The sequence below is a fragment of the Bacillus sp. SYZHCR11 genome (genome assembly GCF_057196865.1).
Genome location: NZ_JBXUND010000004.1, coordinates 301,446 through 320,314 on the forward strand (window position 1 = coordinate 301,446; position 18,869 = coordinate 320,314).

Consider the following 18,869-nt stretch of genomic DNA (forward strand, 5'->3'; position numbering starts at 1 on the left):
AAACGGCGCAGCAGATGAGACTGCTGCACCGCTTAACGGCGGTTTTTTCGTTCTTTTCCTTTTTTAAACGCATTCCAAATCCCCTGCAGCATAAAGCCGAGCAGAAGCAGAATGATTAACAGTAAAGTGATTGACGGCCCCGGAGGCGTTCCGAGCTGGTACGAAGACGTCAGCCCCATGAACACACTGAAAAGAGAAATAATAATGGCCGCCGCAAACACCCATTTAAACCCTTTGGCGATACGGATTGCAAAAGCCGCGGGCAGTACGAGGAGCGCGGAAACAAGCAGCACGCCGATAATCGGAATAATGACCGAAATCGCCAGCCCCGTCACGATGCTGAATGACATTGACAGGAGGTTTGTGTTAATACCTGATGTCTTCGCCGTCGCCTCGTCAAAGGTAAGGAGATAGAGCGGTCTGTTTAATATAATGAAATAAAGCAGGATCAGCAGGGTAATGCCTCCGATAATATAGACCTGCTGCTGGCTGACCGTGACAAGCGATCCAAATAAATATTGATCGATGCTCATCGATGCGCCGCCTTTTGACAGGCTGATCAGAAACATCGCAAACGACAGCCCGGCCGCCATTAAGATTGCGATGGATACCTCTGAATATGTACGGTATGCCCGCCGCATATATTCGATGCCGATCGCTCCGATCGTGACGACAACGATGCTCGCCGCCGTAATATTGGTACTGAGAAAAAAACCGATGGCCACGCCCGACAATGAAATATGAGACAGCGTATCCGCCATCAGCGCCTGTCTTCTCAGCACGAGATATACGCCTAATATCGGCGCCATAATTCCGATCATGCTTCCCGCTAGAAAAGCTCGTCGCATGAATTCCAAGTCAAACATTTCCATCCGCCTTTTTCCCCCCTCTCAAGCCGTATGACTTTATCCAAATACTGCTGTACTTCGTTTTGTTCGTGTGTCACCATGACGACGGTGCGGTTGTGATTTTTCACCTGATGATGCATAAATTCGTAGAAACCCTGTCTGCTCTCATAATCAACCGCGGTTGTCGGTTCATCAAGCATCAGCAGATCCGGATTGCTTGCAAGCATTCTCGCAATGCAGATTTTCTGCTTCTGTCCGCCGGATAAATCGCCGATTTTCCGGTGGCGGAAATCCCACATTTCCACCATCTTCAACGCGTTTTCCACCTCGTGGTGATCTGTTTCGTTCAATCGTTTAAACCATTTTCCTTTCGTATAACGGCCTGATTGCACAAGCTCCAGAACTGTGCTTGGGAATCCTGCGTTAAATGAAGAAATCTGCTGCGGAACATAGCCGATTGTCAGGCGTTTTCCGGCAGCGTTTTTTTTACTGATCTCGGCCGTTCCTTCCCAAGGTCTGAGCATGCCGAGCATGACTTTCATCAGCGTCGATTTTGACGCGCCGTTCGGTCCTGTAATGCCGACGAATTCGCCGCTTTTGATTTCCAGCGACACGCCGTCAAGCACCGGTGTATGCGAATAACCAAAAACGATATCCTGTAATGTAACGAGATTCATGCTGACCTTCCTTTCCCGCATAGAAATAGTGTGCACCCCGCGGCGCACACTATGTTATTTAACCAATAGCGAATCTTTCAGTGCATCAAGGTTTTTCTCCATAATGTCGATATAACCGATGCCTTTATCCCGTTCTTTTTGGCTTAAACCTTCCAGTGTATTGAGCACTTCCGTTTTCGCGCCGATTTCACCGGCAAGTGTATCTGCAACTTTAGGCGATGCAACTTCTTCAAAATAGATGATCTTCACATCATGCTTTTTGGCAAACGTTTTGAGATCCGCCAGTTTGGCCGCACTCGGCTCTTCTTCAGGAGAAAGGCCTGCAATCGCGACTTGTTTTAAGCCGTATTCTTTGGCGAGATAGCTGAATGCCGCGTGCTGTGTGATCAATTCTTTTTTCGACGCTTTATTTAATGTTGTACGGTATAGTTTATCAAGATCCTGCAGTTTTGCAATATATTCTTTACTATTTTTCTCATAGTATGCTTTATTCTTCGGGTCCTGTTTTACGATCTGCGCCGTAATGGTTTTGACCTCTTTTTGCGCAAGAACCGGGCTGAGCCACACGTGAGGGTCCATGCCGTGGCTGTGGTCATGACCGCCGTGTCCATGTTCCTCTTCCTCTTCATCCGAACCTTCGAGCAAGTCAATTCCTTTCGACGCCTTTACAAACTTCGCATGATCAGAGCTCATGCTTTTTTCCGCTGAAGGAACCCATGTCTCCATATATTCGCTGTTGTATACGAAAAGATCGGCATTTTGAATGCCGGCGATATCCTTCGGCGTCGGCTCCCAATCATGGGGTTCGACCGAAGACGGGATGAGAATGTCTACATCGCCTTTGTCTTTGACAATTTGTTTCGTGAATTCGTACATAGGATAAAAGGTCGTCACGACGTGCAGTTTGCCGCTTTTCGAAGAACCTGACGAACCTTTTGAAGATGAATTGCCGCAGCCCGCCGCGATTAAAAAGCATGCCGCAATGACAATGATTCCGCTCCATTTTTTAAACAAGCCGTTTCCCCCTGTTCTGTAAATCAGAATGATGACGATTTCCAAAGCGTACTTTCTCGTTCATTTGTTACCTATACCATAATAAAACGAAGTAATTACGTTTTGCAAGTAATTTTTTTCTAAATTGATAACCGATTTACCTAAAAAGCCCCCGCCATGTATGGACGGGGGCGTCGTATCACACACATATCAGGCAAGCAGATAAACTCTTGTTTCGTAAGGGCGGAACGTGATGCAGGATTCCGCGCCGCCGTTATTTTCATAGTTGCTGAGAAGCAGCTCGGCCCTTTCAGATTCGGAGCCGTCCGGCCAATAAAAGGCGGCTTCTTCTTTCGATACGTTGCTGATGGATATGATTTTTTGTCCGTTTGCCTGTCTTTCATACACAAACAGCTGCGGGTCATCGGGAAACAGCAGCGTGTAGCTGCCTTTTATGATATCAGCATACTGTTTTCGCAGGCGGATCAGTTTTTTGTAAAAGTTCAATATAGAATCGGGATCATCCTGAGCCTCGGCCGCATTGACGGTTTTGTAATTGGGATTGACCTTCAGCCACGGTTCGCCCTCCGTAAATCCGGCATTCTTGCTGCCGTCCCACTGCATCGGTGTACGGGCATGGTCCCGGCTTTTCGCCATAATGGACGCCATGACTTCTTCCCTGTTGCGGCCCATTTCAAATACCCTTTTGTGATACATATTGACGGTCTGAATATCTTGATAATCCTCTATTCTGTCAAACGGGGCGTTTGTCATGCCGAGTTCTTCTCCCTGATAAATGTACGGCGTGCCTTTCATGAAATAAAGCAGGGCGGCAAGCATTTTGGCTGATGCCTTTCGGTATTTGCCTTCGTCTCCGAAGCGGGATACGATCCGGGGCTGGTCATGATTGCACCAATACAGCGTATTCCAGCCTTGATGTTCCAGTTTTTCCTGCCAGTCTGTGAGCACTTTCTTCAAATCGGACAGCTCAAGCGGTTTTACATCCCAATGCTCTTGGCCCGGCTTTTGATCAAGCTCCATATGCTGAAAATGAAAAATCATATTCAGTTCATGCTCATCGGTTCCCGTGTAAACCAGCCCCTCCTCAGGCGTCACTGATCCGGCCTCGCCGACCGACATCACGTCATATTTGGAAAATACCTCTTTCGTCATTTCCTTTAAGTAATCATGTATCCGTGCTCCGTTTGGCCGGAAAGGCTTCGGATCTGCCCGGCGGGCGATGTAATCTTCATATGGCGGCAAGTATTCTTTTTTTGACAGAAGATGAAGCTGGTCTATTCGCAATCCGTCCACGCCTTTATCGAGCCAAAATCTCATCATCTCGTATACTGATTGCCGAACCTCGGGATTTTCCCAATTCAGATCGGCTTGTTTAACGGCGTTCATATGCAGGTAATATTCGCCCGTATGTTCTTCGTACTGCCAGACGGATTGTCCGTAATCCGACACCCAATCGGTCGGCGGGCCCTCCGCGGTGCCCGGCCGCCAAATATAATAATCGCGGTATTTGCTGTCCGGATTCATTTCCGCCTCTTTGAACCAAGGATGCTCCGTGGATGTATGATTTAAAACGAAGTCCATCACAAGCTTTAATCCGCGGCTGCGGCATTCTGTAAGCAGATCGTGAAAGTCCTCCATCGTTCCGTATGATTCCATAATCGCTTGATGATCCGTCACATCGTAGCCGTTATCGACGTTTGGCGACGGGTAAATCGGGCAGATCCATATCACATCGGCGCCAAGCTCTTTTATATAATCGAGACGCGCGATAATCCCCCGCAGGTCGCCTATGCCGTCGCCGTTCGTATCTTGGAAGCTTCGCGGATAGATTTGATAGACAACGGCGTCTTTCCACCAGTCATTCGCCATCTTGCGGCCCTCCTGTTTTTTAGAGAACCATTTCCTTTATGACCCTTCTCTAAACAAAAAAGAGAAGGTTTCCCCTCCTCTTTTATCTTTCCAGCTGGGACGGATAAAGCGTCATGCCTCCGTCTACGAAAAGTGTCGTTCCGGTTACGTAACTCGCTTCTTCCGACACCATCCATGCGGCGGCCGCGGCGACTTCTTCCGGTTTTCCGAAGGCGTTCATCGGAATTTTTTTCAGCTGGGCCTGTTTATGTGTTTCATCTTCCAGATCCTTATTGGACTCCGTGGCGATCGTGCCGGGAGCGATGGCATTCACCCGGATGCCTTTGTCTGCGTAATTGAGCGCCATCGTTTCCGTCATCATTTTGATCCCGCCTTTGGATGCCGAGTACTGCACGTTTTCAGGACGCGGTATTTGCTGATGAACGCTCGATGTGTTTAAGACCGTTCCTTTTTTGCCGTGCTCGAGCATATGTTTCAGTGCCGCTTTCGCCCCCAAAAAGGTGCCGGTCACGTTGACGTCGATGACCCTTTGCCAATCCTCCAGGCTCATTTCATGGGGCATCGCTTCGGCTCCGTTAAAGCCGGAATTGTTGACCATCACGTCCACGCCCCCGAAATGCTCCTGCGCGGCATTAAACAGCGCCTGAATCCCTTCTTCTGAGGATACATCGGCTTTTACGGTGACGGCTCTGCCTCCCGCTTTCTCAATGATGTCCGCCGCTTCTTCCGCTCCGGCGGAATCACCGAGGTAGTTCACAACCACATTCATCCGCTCCTTGCCGAAGCGTTCGGCAATGGCTTTTCCGATTCCTTTCGAAGAACCTGTTACAATCGCTGTTTTTCCCTGTAAATCCTGATACATTGTCTCATTTCCTCCCTGATGTTAATACAGAGCATGTACCCGGTTTTAATCGGCTGAAAACAAAAGGAATCATAAAAAGAACGATGAAACCGAAGCTCCCTCGTTCTTTTTTTCATTATGCGTAGTTGTTCATTTGCAGCCTTTTTTGCACGCCGACAAGCCTGCTGAAAAAATAAGATGCCGCTTTGTAGTTCTCCCGTTTATGAAAGAAATGAGCCGCGTCCTGAAGCAGTTCCTCTGTGTCAGCCAACAGCTCTTTTGATTCCAGGATGTCAAAATACTCTTTGAGCGAATCCTGTCCGCCTTCCCCCTGATAAAGCTCTTTAATCAGACGGAATTTTGTCATATAGATCTCATCTTCCCACTCCGCCGCGCTTCTCATGCCCCGCGCGCAGCTGGCGGCGGCTTCACTGTATTTTTCCGTTTTAAAGTAGATATGCGTGAGTGAAAAAACAGCCTGGATGACCTGCCGGAAGCTGTGTGCTTCAAATCCGGCAGCCGCCCGTTCAAAATCCTCCGCCGCCTTGCAAAAGTCACCCAGACTGTACATACAGTGCCCGATATTATAATAGGCCGCAGCAATCATATATTGATCATCAAGCCGCTCCGCGTGCTCCAAGGCGCATTCGAGGTATTCCAGCGCTTTTTTATGCTGCTGGGCGTCCATCAGATTTCCGGCAATGATAAATTTGCACTGCACCCTTCTCATTCCGTATAATTCATATTTCTTGTAAATATCAAGCGCCTGCCCCGCGTAATTCATCGAAAAGAAAGTCTGCTTGATATGATAGTACACCTCAGAAATTTTATACAGAAACTCGGCTTTCTCTATGTCATCTTCCACATATTCAAGTTTTTCCTCAGCCCGCTTATAATGAGAAATCGCTGAGATGAAGTTTTTCTGCTTAAATTCATACATTCCTCTGAAATAGTAAAAATAATATTCCAGTAAGCCGGTCAGCTTTTGCTGGTTCATCTCAATCTCAGTGAGCATTTCAGAGAACGGAGGCTGGCAGTCGCCGTCTTTCATGGGTTTTAATTTATCCAGCATGATGCGGTGCCTAAATTCCATCAATGAAAAATACAACAATAAATCCTGATTTTCTTCCATATCTTCGAGTTCATATTGAATCTCCCGCTTCAGCGCTTCAGCTTTATCGGCTTCAAACGCGCGGATCAGCTTATACCATTCATTCATCTTTACGGCCACTTCTTCAGATGGAATCTTGGATTTCATAGATTTGCCTCCTTCCTCCGGCTACTAATTATGTTATATTTTATCATAGCAAATTTATGGCAGTGAGCAAACAAAGATTTTAATCAATTAAAGAAAGAGAGAATTCACCATGAAACTACCAGTCAGAATTTCGCTGCTTCTGATCCTCTTCTTTTCCGCAGACCTATGTTTTTCCTATGTGCAGAAAGAATTGAGGCCGCAGACGGCATTACAAGATAGAGCCATTCCAAGCGCTCTTCATCCGCTCGTGAAACAGAATGCGGAGCTATTGCGGACGGCCGCTCTGAAAAAAGGCATCACCGTCGTTATCACAGAGGGTTTCAGATCAATTGAGGAACAAAACGAATTGTACCGTCAAGGACGTTCAAAAAAAGGAAATATCGTCACCTACGCAAAAGGCGGGGAATCTTACCACAATTACGGCCTTGCGATCGACTTCGCCCTGCAAAAAAAGGATGGAAGCCTGATGTGGGATATGACGCACGACGGAAACCGAAACGGCACGCCCGATTGGCTTGAGGTCGTATCGATTGCCAAAACGCTCGGTTTTGATTGGGGAGGCGATTGGAGAGGCTTTAAAGATTATCCTCATTTACAAATGATCCCTGGCTAATAAAACCTTTTCTTTTTTCGCTTCTGCGCATCAATGTACGGAGGATAGACAGGCCTGTACACAAGCTTATATCCTTCATTGCCGGACGGCGTAAAATCGCGCTGCCACTCCAGCCGCAGATGGAAATCGGATAAAAAAGCGGCCTTTGCTTCTTCGGGAGTAACGGCCGGCACCGGATTGATCTTCTCCAGCTGCTCCGGGTCAATGTCAGGCGCCATATAAGCTTCCACAAGCCCCGTTACGGGACTGACAAGTATTCTCGCAGCGCCGAACCGCAGCGGAATATCCTGATGCCATACGGAAAAATGGAAGCGGAACCTGCCCCTTCCGTCCGTTTTCAGCGGGTTCATTTTAAAAAACTCGTCCGCTCTCGGATAAAGCTTGTATAAAAATTGAAGCGCGACGGCCTCACACTCTTCCGCAGAATAAAAGGCCGGGCCCTGATGCTCAATAAAAGATTTAAAGGCTGTCATTTTCCCTGTCTTTTTGTCCGTTTTCATCTTCATTGTATTTTTGTTGCTGGTTTCAAAATAGCTTTCGATACTCAAATCTTTCCGTTCCGGAACCGACCCTTTCCGCCATGTCGTTCCGATCTCATCCCCGAGATCGCGCCGGCGCGTCTGAACCATATCCGAGGTAAACCCCATCAATTCATCCAGGCTGATTTCCCGTTTATGTTCAAACGCGGGAAGCGGTTTTGCCGGCTCATTCCTGTCTTCGCAAAGCTGCTGATCCGGCACGATATCATCTTCACCGGCCGGATAGCTGTAAGCCGGCAGAATCGGTTCATAGACGAGACGCGGTATGTTCTCAAAATTGACCACATCATAGACGAGACTGAATGTCAGCACACTCATATAATGCGAGACGACTTTTTCCCGATCGACGAATGTTTCCGGGACGGGCGCTTCACCCTTATCCCCGTAATAGATAAACTGCACGACGAAGCCGCTCCTGGTTACATCAACGAAAAAACCTGAATCGGGAAGCGGCCGGCCGAGCACTTTTTTTGTATAGATAAATCGGATGCACCCATTGCGTTCTTCCCTCGCCTGAAAGATGAAATTCATAAAAGTAAGCGGGCGGTGTCTCGCCGCAAACCGAAGAGCCGTCAGCTTTAATTCGGCGTCTGACAGCTGCATGTCTGAACCCGGACAGTCGTTGCGTGAATAGGTAAGCAAAGATCCGTCGTCGCCCAGCTCAATCGTTACCGTTTTATCCGGATGGTTACGATCTTTCCATATATAATAGGCTCTCGTTTTTTGTTTTTCATCATAATCTTCTATTTCAAGCTCATAGTGCGGCGGTATGTTCCCGATCTCCAGCGCTTTTTTTCTCAGATGTTCTTTCAGCAATGGGGTCATCCTTTCAGAAGAGTGTATAAAAAAGAACTGTTTTTAATTATATAAAAACGTCCTTATCCTTTTAAAGGGAAGAAAGTGCCTTTTATGTGTCTATTTTTAGCAAAGAGGGAAAAGAGCCGTATTCAGAGCGGCTGTTTTTCATACAATAGTCACACTTCCCGCAAAAGACCCGGGACGAACGCCCATGACCTTCAGCCTATTAAACTCGTGATCACTTCTCCCGTATGGGCCTCAATAAACCGCGGGAAAACCGGCTTGTATACGAGCCTGTACACTTTTCCGCAGCTGCCGTCATCGTAACAACGATCCCAAGCGAGCTCGGCTTTGATGGCCCGGCGGATCGCGTCCTTCGCCTCTTCCATTGTCAATGAAGGAACGGGATCGATTTCCTCCAGCTCTTTCGGATCAATTTCCGGCGGCATATATACAGTGACAAGACCCGTCTTTTTGCTGACACAGATTCTCCCCTCTCCGAATCGCAAATCAACGCCGCCCGAACAAGCCTTATATGTAAGTCCCACGTTTTCTCCTTCATCATCCGGCTCATCATATTGAACCCGGAAATACTGATTCGCTTCCGGAAACATGGCGAATAAAAAGCGGATGGCCATGTGATGGCATTCTTCCTCGGAAAACTCCGGTTCGCCTTCACTATGTATAAATGACATCACTCCGGCGAGCCGGCCCGATTCTCTATCATGCATTGTTTTCAATACATGTTCATTCCGTTCTTTAAACAGACTTTCTAAGCTTTTATCTTTCCGGACGGATTTTGTTTTTTCAGGACGCCATGCAATGCCGATGCGGCCGTCTCCAAGATCAGTTTCCCTCTCTTTATAAAAACCGTCGTGCAGCCCGATCATGTCATTGATGCTCATATTTTCCGCTTCAGGTGCAGGGCGTGAAATCGGGACATACAGCAGCATGTCGTCTTCCAGCCCTTCATATTCGTCTATTTCTGCATTCTCTTCCTTCAGGTCAGCCGATATCGGCCGCGTCGGAGACACGATTTCATAGACGAGATGAGGCTTGTCATCCCCCTGCACATAGACGGACTGATGCAGTACGGTGAACAACAGCTCCGCTTCAATATGTTTGATAAAGTGAGCCAATGCTTCCCGCTTGTCCGCAATTGTTCCGGGTCTTAAGAGATTATCAGCCTTCCCATGGTAAGAAAAGCCGGTTACTTCCCCTGTCAAAGACAGGTCGGCGTAAAACCCGGTCAGCGGAAGCGGCAGACCGTCAGCCATCTGAACATAGGAATATCTCACATCACCATCATTTGCGGAGCTTTTTTTCTCCAATTCGAACTCAGCCAATGCCCCCGGACGATGGGTTTCTACAAACGCCCGCATCCGTTCTTCTATGTCCGATTCCGAAAGAGCCGGCAGATCAGTCCGGAAAGCCGGACGGGATAAGGATTTCAGTTTTCCGTCCCGGTCCAATTCGACCATGATGCCGGCTTCCGGATCATTCTTATCTTCCCACCAAAACAAAACCTCATCTTCTTGGTATTCTTCCACATTACTCTCGTAGCGGGCAGGTACGTTACCGATCCGGAGAGCCAGCTGTTTCAATTCTTCTTTTTTCATCATAACACTTCCTTTTCTTCCAAAAAGATTGATGATTACCAAGACTCTTTTATACAAAACTAGTATAATTAACCTGTCTGTCTTCATGACTATTGAATTAATCATTATAACAACAGGGGGTAAACCAGATGTCCATCAAAAAAATGAGCGCCGTGTTTTTCATACTGCTTCTCACGGCATTTACCGCCGCATGCAGCAGCGAAACGAGCGGCGGCCAGGAAAGCAGCACGGCGAAAGTGAAAATAAAAGAGACGGCATGGGCCGCTTCAGACGATACTGAACATCCGGCCGCGCTGAAAGTAACGGTCACCGTCAAAAATACGGGCAAAGACCCGCTTACCGTCAAAAGCAGCGACTTCTCGCTTTATCAGGATGACGCGAAAACAGCGGCGGCCGATAAGGATGACCAGATGCAGAGCGGCACGCTTCATGCGGGCAAGACAGTGACGGGCAATCTGTACTTCACGGCTGACGAAGGCAAATCATATGAATTGGTATATCAGCCGCAGGCAAAAGACGCGAAGCCTTTATCTTATAAACTGAAAGTCAAAGGCACAGCCTCAAACGCAAAACCTGACCCGGCGGACGCATTATCCGCATACATTGATGTGATGCTGTACGGCAAGCACAATAAAGATTTCACCCGCCTGACCGGTGTAAATGAAAAAATGACGGCCGCCGCATATCAGGAATCGGCGAAAGCCAGCTTTATCGCTTCTGCAGGCATTTCACAAGAACAGGCGGATTCAAAAGCCATTTCCGCTATTATTGACGCCATGTCATCAGCGCTTCGGGATAACACAGAGCTCAAGGTGCATACCAAATCCATGTCAGGCAAAAAAGCCGTCCTTGAAGCAAAAGTGACGCCGCTTGATATGTCTCCGCTCGCGGGCCAGCTGCAAGACCGCGTGCAAGACTATGCCGGAAAGCACCCCGATGCTGATGAAAACGAAATTGTCAGCCACCTGCTTTCTGTCTATCCGGAAGAGTTTATGCGCCTGAAACCGGCTTCTTCTTCCGTAACAAGAGAAATCGAGATGAAGAAAAACGCCCGCGGCCAGTGGTATCTGGATACAGACGCCGATCTGGAAGGATTGACAGAAGCGTTTTTGAAAACGTCCTGACAGCAAGAAAGGAAATAGCGCAGGCTATTTCCTTTTTTTATTTTCACTTGAAGATGTCACTGATATATTGAACCTCATCCTCGGTCAATTGCACATCAAGCGCGCCCAGATTGTGTTTCAGCTGGCCGGGGCGTTTGGCTCCGGGAATGATCGCATCCACCGCCGGCTGCGACAGAAGCCACGCGAGTGCGATATGCGCTGTCTGCGCCCCTTTTTCTTCCGCAACGGCCCGAAGCTTATCCACTCGCTCCAGGTTTTGGTGAAAAGCTTCTCCCTGAAACGGCGGCCTGTTTTTTCGGCTGTCCTCAAAGACTGTGTCTTTTGTAAACTTTCCCGTCAGCAAGCCGGAAGCAAGCGGAAAATAAGGAATAAAAGAAATACCGTTCTTTTCACAATAAGGCAGCAGATCATGCTCCGCCTCACGCTGAATCAGTGAATATTCTGATTGAAAAACCTCTAAATAACCGTCGGCGTTAAACTCCTGCAATTGCCCGAAGCTGAGATTGGACGCGCCGATTGCTCTGATTTTCCCTTCGTCCTTCAGTTCTTTTAGCGTGCCCGCCACTTCGGAGAGCGGTGTTTTGCCGTCAGGGAAGTGGACGTAATACAAATCAATCACGTCTGTTTTCAGCCGCTTCAGGCTGTTTTCCGCCTCATTACGGAGAAATTCACGGCTGTTGTCCAGCTCGATTTGTCCGTTGACCTCTTTGTGCGCGCCTTTTGACGCAATCACGAGGCTGTCCCGCACGCCGCGCTCTGCGACAACTTCACCGATTAACTCTTCGGAACGCCCCAAACCGTATATAAACGCCGTATCAATAAAATTGACGCCGCCGTCCAACGCTGTGCGGATGAGTTCTTTTCCCGTTTCATCATTAAGATTCGGAAACAGATTATGTCCTCCGACCGCATTAGCGCCAAAGCCGATACGCTTTACCCGTAAATCCGTCCTGCCCAGCGTACGTGTCTCATCCATGGCTCAGGCTCCCTTCCTTTTATCGCTCTGTTTAGTATTAGATAATCGGTAAGAATTATCCTGCCCCGAGAGCATTTCTGCAGAAAAAACCTTGAAAAGCATGTGCCCTTCAAGGTTTTTTGGCTGTGTCTTAAGATGTCAGAGCTGCGGCGAAGCGTTCGGCTTCATCTGTGAGAGCACCTTCGATTTCCTTATAGCGGCTGGAAATCGTTGAGGCGCTGACGCCGTACTTCTTCGCCAGCTTGGCTTGAGAAACGGACGCGCCGTTCAGAGAAATACTGTTTACGTAATATTCAACCGCCGCCGCGAAAGCTTCCGGCTTTCTGATCGTCGGTGTTTTTTTGACACAGAACGTTTTCCACAGGTCAATAACGGCCGGAACCAGCTCAGCCGGGTATTCATCCCCGCTCAGGCCTTTTTCAATGGCATCCGCCGTTTCCTTCTCCATGTCGTTCGCCCACTCCGTCTGTTTTTCTTCAGCAGCCTGCTCAGGCTCTTCCGCCGTTCCTAAAAGAGCGGCCAGCACAGTGTCGAAGTCCTCCTGCATAAAGCGCTCAGGCGATTTTCCTTCCGCAAGGGCCGGGGCAGCCGCCTTTTTCACTTTGCTGATTAGAGCTTCGGTCCGCTTCACAGGGAAGATCGTAAACTGCATGAAGAACTCCGCTTTTTCCGCTTCGTGGATCGGATAGCCGAGAATCAGGCTTCCCGCCGGCGGAAGATCCTGCTGGCTGACGTCCATTTCCACTTTGAATTGTTTCTTTGTCATCACATCTTCAAAGTGAATCATTCCTTCTTTCACATCTTCAAGCACCATAACCGCTGGTGTCATGCTTTTCCATGATTCAACGATTTCCCGTGTTTTCGGACGGTTGATGCCGCCGGCTTTTTTCTGAAGATATTCTTCAAAAATCGTCTTGCCGCCTGCCAGCGGACGGAAGAAAATTCCCCAGATACCGAGGTTGAAGACTCCGATGTCTTTAGTCTGTCTGTCCAGCTCCGTAATGAACTCATGCTGGTTAATAAATGATGATATGCCGTCTCTATGTGCTGTAAAGGCGTACTCCATTAAGCTTTCCTGAATCTGTTTCGCTTCTTTTGCCGCGATGTCTGCCGGAATGGCAGCTTCTTTGCTTCCGCAGCATTTTTTATATTTCTTCCCGCTGCCGCATGGGCAAGGGGCATTTCTTTTCACTTTTCCCACAATAAACCCTCCGAATTCTGATATAACTTTATTATTTTAACAAAAATAACTTCAGAGGGCTTGGTTTACGGCGAAAAAAGAATATGGAAGAAAAAAAGACCCCGGGATATTCTCATTCTCCGGGGCTTTGAAACTGTTAATTTGTATTTTGTCCGCCGCCGTTCAGACCTTCTTTAATCAGCCCGTTTACTTGGCTGTTCATCAAAAGTCCGATGTGTCCGACACCGTGAATCTGCACGTTTTTCCCGCCGATCAGTCGTGACAGCGGGTTCAGAACGATCAAGTCCGCTGAGCTGTAAATCGATGTATATAAAATCTTTTGGTTCGGATCAGTCCCCGGAAGCGCCCGGTTGGTCACAAGGCCGTTCGCTCCGCCGAGTGTCACGACGTTGGCGATTTTGTCTCCGCCGTCAAGATTTTTAATGTAATAGAGCGTGTTGGCGCCGCCCATGCTGTGCGCGACGATATCGACTTTTTTCGCACCTGTTTCGCTGAGCACTTTTTTCACGTAATTGGACAGTCTCGGCGCATTGTGTCTGTTGTTTCCGGTTTTGTCTAAGAAATCAATAGCGTACATCTCTTTTCTTGACCAGCCTTGGGATGCCAAGTATGTTTTGATTCCCGCAAAGTTAAAAGACGCCCCGCCGATTCCGTGAACCATGACAACAGGGTTATGCCCTGAGGAGGCTTTCGATACGGTCGGCTGGAAGGCAAATACGGAAATGACGGACAGCATACAAACTGTAAGGATGACTAGGATTTTGCTTTTTATATGTTTCATGAACTTTCCTCCTGCTATGTAATATTTTTGCAGTTTTCATTCTATTAGAGAAGAAAAGGAAAAAATAGTGTATTTTTTACTGTTTTCAACAATTAAAAAAGAGCGGAAAAATGAGAAAGACGCCCCTTTCCCGAAAGCACGCTTATGCTTTAATACGGCATACCGACAAAGGAGAGAACACCCGGTTCTCTACTCCTAGTACTCATTGAAATAGGTTTGAATCCGCTTGGGATCATGCGTTTTTGTCAGCGCGAGCATGAGAAGAATCCGCGCTTTTTGAGGGTTGAGAGAGTTTGAAGCTGTCAAATGGTCTTTTTCATACTCTCGATTCGGTGTTACCGCCCCGTTTCCCGTCCTTGTGGAGCGGACGACCGCCAGCCCGCTTTTGACCGACTTTACAGCGCCTTTTAGCGCCGCATCAGACATTGAGCCGTTTCCCGGGCCTGCAAAAATAATGCCTTGCGCCCCTGATTTTGCGGCGGCTTCAAAGAGATAGCTTCCGTCATTTTGATAGCCGTATATAATATCGACCTGCGGCAGTTTATCAAGTTTATCTATCTTGAAATCTGTATCCTTCGTATGCTTTCGGGTGATGATGTTATTAAAATAGACGTCATCAGCAATTGTTCCGATATAACCCATTTCTTCCGATTTGAAAGTGTCGGTCGCGGTTGTATTGGTTTTTGTCACATAACGCGCCGAAGCGATTCTGTCATTTAATACGACAAGCGTCCCCTTGCCTTTCGCCTCAGGCGCAGCCGCTGTTTTTACCGCGTTATATAAGTTGGATGGCCCGTCCGCTCCGATCGCCGTGGACGGCCGCATTGACCCGGCGACAACAACGGGTTTGTCACTCTTGACCGTCAGATTGAGAAAGTAGGCGGTTTCCTCAAGTGTGTCTGTTCCATGTGTAATGACAATGCCGTCTGTATCATCAGACTTGAGCAGCTTGTTTACCCGTTTTGCAAGTTTCAGCAGTGTCTCGTTATTCATATTCTGGCTGCCGATATTCACAACCTGTTCTCCGCTCACATGCGCGGCCTCTTTTATCTCCGGAACGGCCTGAATCAGGGCATCAACTCCGATTGCCCCCGCCCTGTACTCCGTAGCGGACGTCTTTGAAGGAGCAGCGCCTGCAATTGTGCCGCCGGTGGCAAGAATTTTAATATTCGGAAGTCCGTCTTTTTTCGCAGAGGCTGCGGCTGCCATCTGGGGCGGCGCTTCTTTCGTTTGAGGAGATTGGGAGCAGCCGGCCGCGATGAAGAGCAGAGCTGAGATAAATGTAATGAAGGGCATGAATTGTTTTTTCATTCTTTTCTCTCCTTTTCTTTATTTATGAAGATTTTCCTCTCACCGGTCAACGCGCTTGTCAGACAACCTTCCGAAGAAAATAACCGTTAAAAAACCTTGACACCGCCATGCGAAATCAAGATAATAGACCAGTCACTATATTTTAAATTTGTCACAAATCAGTAAGGTGGGAACATTATGAGCTATGGAGATTCTCGTGAAAAAATCCTCGCCGCAGCAACCAGGCTGTTTCAGCTTCAGGGGTATTACGGCACGGGACTGAATCAGATTATTAAAGAAAGCGGGGCGCCGAAAGGTTCTCTTTACTATCATTTTCCGGACGGCAAAGAGCAGCTCGCCATTGAGGCTGTCAATGAAATGAGCCATTATATCCGTATGAAAATAAAAGAAAGCCTTGATGCCCATCCTGATCCGGCGGAAAGCATTCAAGCGTTTTTACAGGACTTATCACGGCAATTCACATGTCCGGAGAACTTTGAAGGGTTTCCTGTCGGTTTACTGGCTGCCGAGACTGCTTTAAAGAGCGAAAAGCTCCGGCAGGCCTGTCAAAACGCTTATCAGGAATGGGAGAATCTGTTCGCGGGCAAATTAAGATCAGCCGGTTTTTCTGATGAGAAAGCGGCGGAAATCAGCACTGTTTTAAATGCCATGATAGAAGGCGGCATCATTGTGTCCTTAGCCAAAAAAGACAAAATGCCGATCCTCCATATTTCTAAACAAATCCCCAACCTGCTGAAGACATAAAATACGAGAGACATGTACGTATAGAAAGAGAGGAGAATGATTTTGGAAAACGCTCAGCCTTCCAAACAATATAAAGTCATGCCGATCATGATTTCTTTGCTGACGGCAGGGTTTATCGGCATGTTCAGTGAAACGGCGCTGAATATCGCCCTGACTGATCTGATGAAGGAGCTACATATCACTCCTGCGACCGTCCAGTGGCTGACGACGGGCTATCTGCTCGTTCTCGGTATTCTTGTGCCGGTATCGGGTCTGCTTTTGCAATGGTTTACGACGAGACAGCTGTTCATCGTTTCACTCGCTTTTTCCATTATCGGCACGCTGATTGCAGCGCTTGCGCCGAGCTTTCCGTTTCTTTTGGCGGCAAGAATCGTGCAGGCTTTAGGAACCGGGCTGCTGCTGCCGCTGATGTTTAATACAATCCTCGTCATCTTCCCGCCGCATAAGCGCGGAGCGGCGATGGGGACGATCGGGCTTGTCATTATGTTCGCTCCTGCGATCGGTCCGACATTTTCAGGGCTTGTGCTAGAGCATTTGAACTGGCATTGGATTTTCTGGATTTCCCTGCCGTTTCTTGTGTTGGCTCTTTTATTCGGCATCGCCTACATGCAGAACGTGTCTGACATTACAAAACCGAAAATTGACGTGCTTTCCATTATTCTGTCTACGATCGGGTTCGGCGGCATCGTATTCGGATTCAGCAATGCGGGCGAAGGATCAGACGGCTGGTCAAGCCCGACGGTTATCGGTTCGCTCACTGTCGGCGCGATCGCGCTCATCTTATTTTCCATCAGGCAGCTGACAATGAAGCAGCCGATGATGAATCTGCGCGCTTTCCGCTATCCGATGTTTGTTCTCGGTGTCGTGATTGTGTTTATCTGTATGATGGTTATCTTATCGACAATGCTCCTATTGCCTATGTATTTACAAAGCGGACTGATGCTGACGGCGTTTACGTCCGGGCTCATCCTGCTGCCGGGCGGTATTTTAAACGGCTTTATGTCTCCGGTGACGGGGCGTCTGTTTGATAAATACGGGCCGAAGTGGCTTGTCATTCCCGGGTTTGTCATCACGGCAACTGTGCTTTCGTTTTTCTCAAACATTAACGGCGCTTCTACGGCGCTTCTGATTGTCGCGCTTCATACATGCCTGATGATCGGCATTTCCATGATCATGATGCCGGCGCAAACGAACGGCTTAAATCAGCTGCCGCCGGAATTTTACCCGGACGGAACAGCCATTATGAATACGCTCCAGCAGATGGCCGGCGCAATCGGCACTGCGGTGGCGGTCAGCATCATGGCTGCCGGCCAGAAGAATTATATGAGCACCGCGAAAAACCCGAATGATCCTTCCGCATACTCTCACGCGCTGATTGCGGGCGTCCAGCATGCCTTTATCTTCGCGATGATTGTCGCCGTTATCGGCTTGATCAGCGCTTTCTTTATGAAACGGGTCAAAGTGAATCATTCATAAGAAAACAGCAGACTCCCCGGGAGTCTGCTGTTTTTTATATACCTCGCGCTTCAGCCAGTTCATCAATCGCATAGATCAGATCGTCAGCTGTGTTATAGAAATGAGGCGCCAGCCGGATGATTTGTCCGCTGGATGCGCATACGATGTTTTTCCGCCTCAACAGCGCAGCCGTTTCCGCCGCTTTTTCATCCCGTATGGAAATCATGCCGGGTCTGTCATCGGCAGACTGCGGCCCTGTGAGGTTCAGTCCTTTTTCAGAAGCGTATTCATACGCAAATGCGCTGAGTTTTTTTACTTCTTGGTGAATGCGGTCTGTACCGGCATCGTTTAATAGAGATAAAGCCGCCTGTGCCGCATATATGCTGATAAATGCCGGGGTTCCGGTCTCAAAGCGTTTGGCTCCGTCCGCATAAGAAAAACGGGTTAAATCCGGCATCGACGCCCGCTGCTGCCCGAACCATCCGGTGACTTTCGGCTTCAGCCGTTCGGCAAGTTCCTTTCTGACATAAAGAAACGCCGTTCCCGGTATGCCGAGCATATACTTTCTCGCACCCGCGGCCAGCATATCAACTCCCCATTCTTTTACATCAATCGGGATGTGCCCCGCCGATTGATAAGCATCGACAAAAAGAAGCGATCCCTTCTTTGCGGATATCTCGGCAATGCGCTTTATATCCTGGACAAAACCCGACGTATATGACACATGGGGCACACAGGTGAAAAGCGTCTGCTCCGATATGTACGTCTCATACCGCTCTAACGGGATCATTCCATCTTCAGACGGCACGACTGAAAGCTCCATCTCAGTCTGTGCCTTCAAAATGTGGGCGATCGCCGGAAAATCCAATTCCGTATACACCGCCTGTTTCATTCGGCAATCCGGTAAAGCAGAAACGACGGCAGAGACAGCAGCCGTTACTGAAGGTAAAACGGCGATTTCTTCAGGATGGGCGCCGATCAATTTCGCAAATTCACACTTTGCCTGCTCCGTACGTCCAATGGCTTCTTCCCAGTTTCCGCCATGCTGAAGCAGGCTTTCCTGATAGTCATTGACCGCTTTTGAAACCGGCAGGGCAAGAGCGCTTTGAGAGCAGCTGGCGAGCATCGTATGTGTGCGGAGCACCGGAAATAAAGATCGGTATTGCACCAGAGGCGAATTCAAGACATGTTTCCCCCTTCG

Annotated in this window: 17 protein-coding genes; 4 read left to right on the forward strand and 13 right to left on the reverse strand. The window is 48.4% G+C overall.

Annotation, left to right across the window (positions count from 1 at the left end):
* Positions 1-32: 32 nt before the first annotated feature.
* The 6 genes from AC2CGA_RS16240 to AC2CGA_RS16265 all read right to left on the reverse strand — a co-directional run bounded on the left by AC2CGA_RS16240 (position 33) and on the right by AC2CGA_RS16265 (position 6,507).
* Complete coding sequence (locus AC2CGA_RS16240; RefSeq protein WP_003156653.1) at positions 33-872, reverse strand: metal ABC transporter permease; 840 nt, start codon at positions 870-872, stop codon at positions 33-35.
* The gene (locus tag AC2CGA_RS16245) at positions 830-1,525 is read right to left on the reverse strand and encodes a metal ABC transporter ATP-binding protein (RefSeq protein ID WP_003156655.1); all 696 of its coding nucleotides are present in this window, start codon (positions 1,523-1,525) and stop codon (positions 830-832) included. The genes AC2CGA_RS16240 and AC2CGA_RS16245 overlap by 43 nt, the downstream gene beginning before the upstream one ends.
* A gap of 54 nt (positions 1,526-1,579) precedes the next feature.
* A complete protein-coding gene (locus AC2CGA_RS16250) occupies positions 1,580-2,539 on the reverse strand; it encodes a metal ABC transporter substrate-binding protein (protein WP_014304291.1) in 960 nt (319 codons plus the stop codon).
* A gap of 189 nt (positions 2,540-2,728) precedes the next feature.
* Positions 2,729-4,408, reverse strand: a complete 1,680-nt coding sequence (locus tag AC2CGA_RS16255) for a glycoside hydrolase family 13 protein (RefSeq protein WP_208558007.1) — start codon at positions 4,406-4,408, stop codon at positions 2,729-2,731.
* 82 nt (positions 4,409-4,490) lie between these two features.
* Positions 4,491-5,270, reverse strand: coding sequence for a glucose 1-dehydrogenase (locus AC2CGA_RS16260; protein ID WP_484480235.1), 780 nt, complete (start codon positions 5,268-5,270; stop codon positions 4,491-4,493).
* Between the two features lie 115 nt (positions 5,271-5,385).
* A complete protein-coding gene (locus AC2CGA_RS16265) occupies positions 5,386-6,507 on the reverse strand; it encodes a response regulator aspartate phosphatase (RefSeq protein ID WP_003156660.1) in 1,122 nt (373 codons plus the stop codon).
* A 109-nt stretch (positions 6,508-6,616) separates the two neighbouring features.
* On the opposite strand from AC2CGA_RS16265, the gene cwlK reads away from it, so the two are divergent.
* Complete coding sequence (gene cwlK / locus AC2CGA_RS16270) at positions 6,617-7,120, forward strand: peptidoglycan L-alanyl-D-glutamate endopeptidase CwlK (RefSeq protein WP_015388738.1); 504 nt, start codon at positions 6,617-6,619, stop codon at positions 7,118-7,120.
* On the opposite strand, the gene AC2CGA_RS16275 is transcribed toward cwlK, so the two are convergent.
* The gene (locus AC2CGA_RS16275) at positions 7,117-8,475 is read right to left on the reverse strand and encodes a YcdB/YcdC domain-containing protein (protein ID WP_003156662.1); all 1,359 of its coding nucleotides are present in this window, start codon (positions 8,473-8,475) and stop codon (positions 7,117-7,119) included. The two genes, cwlK and AC2CGA_RS16275, sit on opposite strands and share 4 nt — an antisense overlap.
* 200 nt (positions 8,476-8,675) lie before the next feature.
* Positions 8,676-10,076 (reverse strand): YcdB/YcdC domain-containing protein, encoded by a 1,401-nt coding sequence (locus AC2CGA_RS16280; protein ID WP_484480236.1) that lies wholly within the window; start codon positions 10,074-10,076, stop codon positions 8,676-8,678.
* 128 nt (positions 10,077-10,204) lie between these two features.
* Here AC2CGA_RS16280 and AC2CGA_RS16285 point away from each other — a divergent pair, with 128 nt between their 5' ends.
* Positions 10,205-11,200, forward strand: a complete 996-nt coding sequence (locus AC2CGA_RS16285; protein WP_014304282.1) for a DUF5105 domain-containing protein — start codon at positions 10,205-10,207, stop codon at positions 11,198-11,200.
* A 43-nt stretch (positions 11,201-11,243) separates the two neighbouring features.
* Here the strand turns inward: AC2CGA_RS16285 and AC2CGA_RS16290 are convergent, their stop codons facing one another.
* The 4 genes from AC2CGA_RS16290 to AC2CGA_RS16305 all read right to left on the reverse strand — a co-directional run bounded on the left by AC2CGA_RS16290 (position 11,244) and on the right by AC2CGA_RS16305 (position 15,469).
* On the reverse strand, positions 11,244-12,176 hold the full coding sequence (locus AC2CGA_RS16290) for an aldo/keto reductase (RefSeq protein ID WP_003156667.1): 933 nt from the start codon (positions 12,174-12,176) through the stop codon (positions 11,244-11,246).
* 130 nt (positions 12,177-12,306) lie between these two features.
* Complete coding sequence (locus tag AC2CGA_RS16295; protein ID WP_003156670.1) at positions 12,307-13,377, reverse strand: helix-turn-helix domain-containing protein; 1,071 nt, start codon at positions 13,375-13,377, stop codon at positions 12,307-12,309.
* 136 nt (positions 13,378-13,513) lie between these two features.
* The gene (gene estA / locus AC2CGA_RS16300; protein ID WP_003156672.1) at positions 13,514-14,158 is read right to left on the reverse strand and encodes a lipase EstA; all 645 of its coding nucleotides are present in this window, start codon (positions 14,156-14,158) and stop codon (positions 13,514-13,516) included.
* Between the two features lie 195 nt (positions 14,159-14,353).
* Positions 14,354-15,469: a type II asparaginase gene (locus AC2CGA_RS16305; protein WP_073982022.1), complete on the reverse strand. Its 1,116-nt coding sequence runs from the start codon at positions 15,467-15,469 to the stop codon at positions 14,354-14,356.
* Between the two features lie 177 nt (positions 15,470-15,646).
* Here AC2CGA_RS16305 and lmrA point away from each other — a divergent pair, with 177 nt between their 5' ends.
* Together lmrA and lmr(B) are read left to right on the forward strand one after the other, a co-directional pair.
* Positions 15,647-16,213, forward strand: coding sequence for a transcriptional regulator LmrA (gene lmrA, locus AC2CGA_RS16310; RefSeq protein WP_003156676.1), 567 nt, complete (start codon positions 15,647-15,649; stop codon positions 16,211-16,213).
* Positions 16,214-16,249: 36 nt separating this feature from the next.
* Positions 16,250-17,689, forward strand: a complete 1,440-nt coding sequence (lmr(B), locus tag AC2CGA_RS16315) for a lincomycin efflux MFS transporter Lmr(B) (protein WP_007609218.1) — start codon at positions 16,250-16,252, stop codon at positions 17,687-17,689.
* A 34-nt stretch (positions 17,690-17,723) separates the two neighbouring features.
* Here the strand turns inward: lmr(B) and AC2CGA_RS16320 are convergent, their stop codons facing one another.
* Positions 17,724-18,851: an aminotransferase class V-fold PLP-dependent enzyme gene (locus AC2CGA_RS16320; protein WP_349686298.1), complete on the reverse strand. Its 1,128-nt coding sequence runs from the start codon at positions 18,849-18,851 to the stop codon at positions 17,724-17,726.
* Between the last annotated feature and the right edge of the window lie 18 nt (positions 18,852-18,869).

Excerpts from the sequence above, each read along its gene's own strand:
- AC2CGA_RS16285 (WP_014304282.1), top strand. The coding sequence starts at position 10,205 with ATGTCCATCAAAAAAATGAGCGCCGTGTTTTTCATACTGCTTCTCACG.
- AC2CGA_RS16245 (WP_003156655.1), bottom strand. The coding sequence starts at position 1,525 with ATGAATCTCGTTACATTACAGGATATCGTTTTTGGTTATTCGCATACA.
- AC2CGA_RS16255 (WP_208558007.1), bottom strand. The coding sequence starts at position 4,408 with ATGGCGAATGACTGGTGGAAAGACGCCGTTGTCTATCAAATCTATCCG.
- AC2CGA_RS16290 (WP_003156667.1), bottom strand. The coding sequence starts at position 12,176 with ATGGATGAGACACGTACGCTGGGCAGGACGGATTTACGGGTAAAGCGT.
- estA (WP_003156672.1), bottom strand. The coding sequence starts at position 14,158 with ATGAAACATATAAAAAGCAAAATCCTAGTCATCCTTACAGTTTGTATG.
- AC2CGA_RS16240 (WP_003156653.1), bottom strand. The coding sequence starts at position 872 with ATGGAAATGTTTGACTTGGAATTCATGCGACGAGCTTTTCTAGCGGGA.
- AC2CGA_RS16260 (WP_484480235.1), bottom strand. The coding sequence starts at position 5,270 with ATGTATCAGGATTTACAGGGAAAAACAGCGATTGTAACAGGTTCTTCG.
- lmrA (WP_003156676.1), top strand. The coding sequence starts at position 15,647 with ATGAGCTATGGAGATTCTCGTGAAAAAATCCTCGCCGCAGCAACCAGG.
- cwlK (WP_015388738.1), top strand. The coding sequence starts at position 6,617 with ATGAAACTACCAGTCAGAATTTCGCTGCTTCTGATCCTCTTCTTTTCC.
- AC2CGA_RS16305 (WP_073982022.1), bottom strand. The coding sequence starts at position 15,469 with ATGAAAAAACAATTCATGCCCTTCATTACATTTATCTCAGCTCTGCTC.
- AC2CGA_RS16280 (WP_484480236.1), bottom strand. The coding sequence starts at position 10,076 with ATGAAAAAAGAAGAATTGAAACAGCTGGCTCTCCGGATCGGTAACGTA.
- AC2CGA_RS16265 (WP_003156660.1), bottom strand. The coding sequence starts at position 6,507 with ATGAAATCCAAGATTCCATCTGAAGAAGTGGCCGTAAAGATGAATGAA.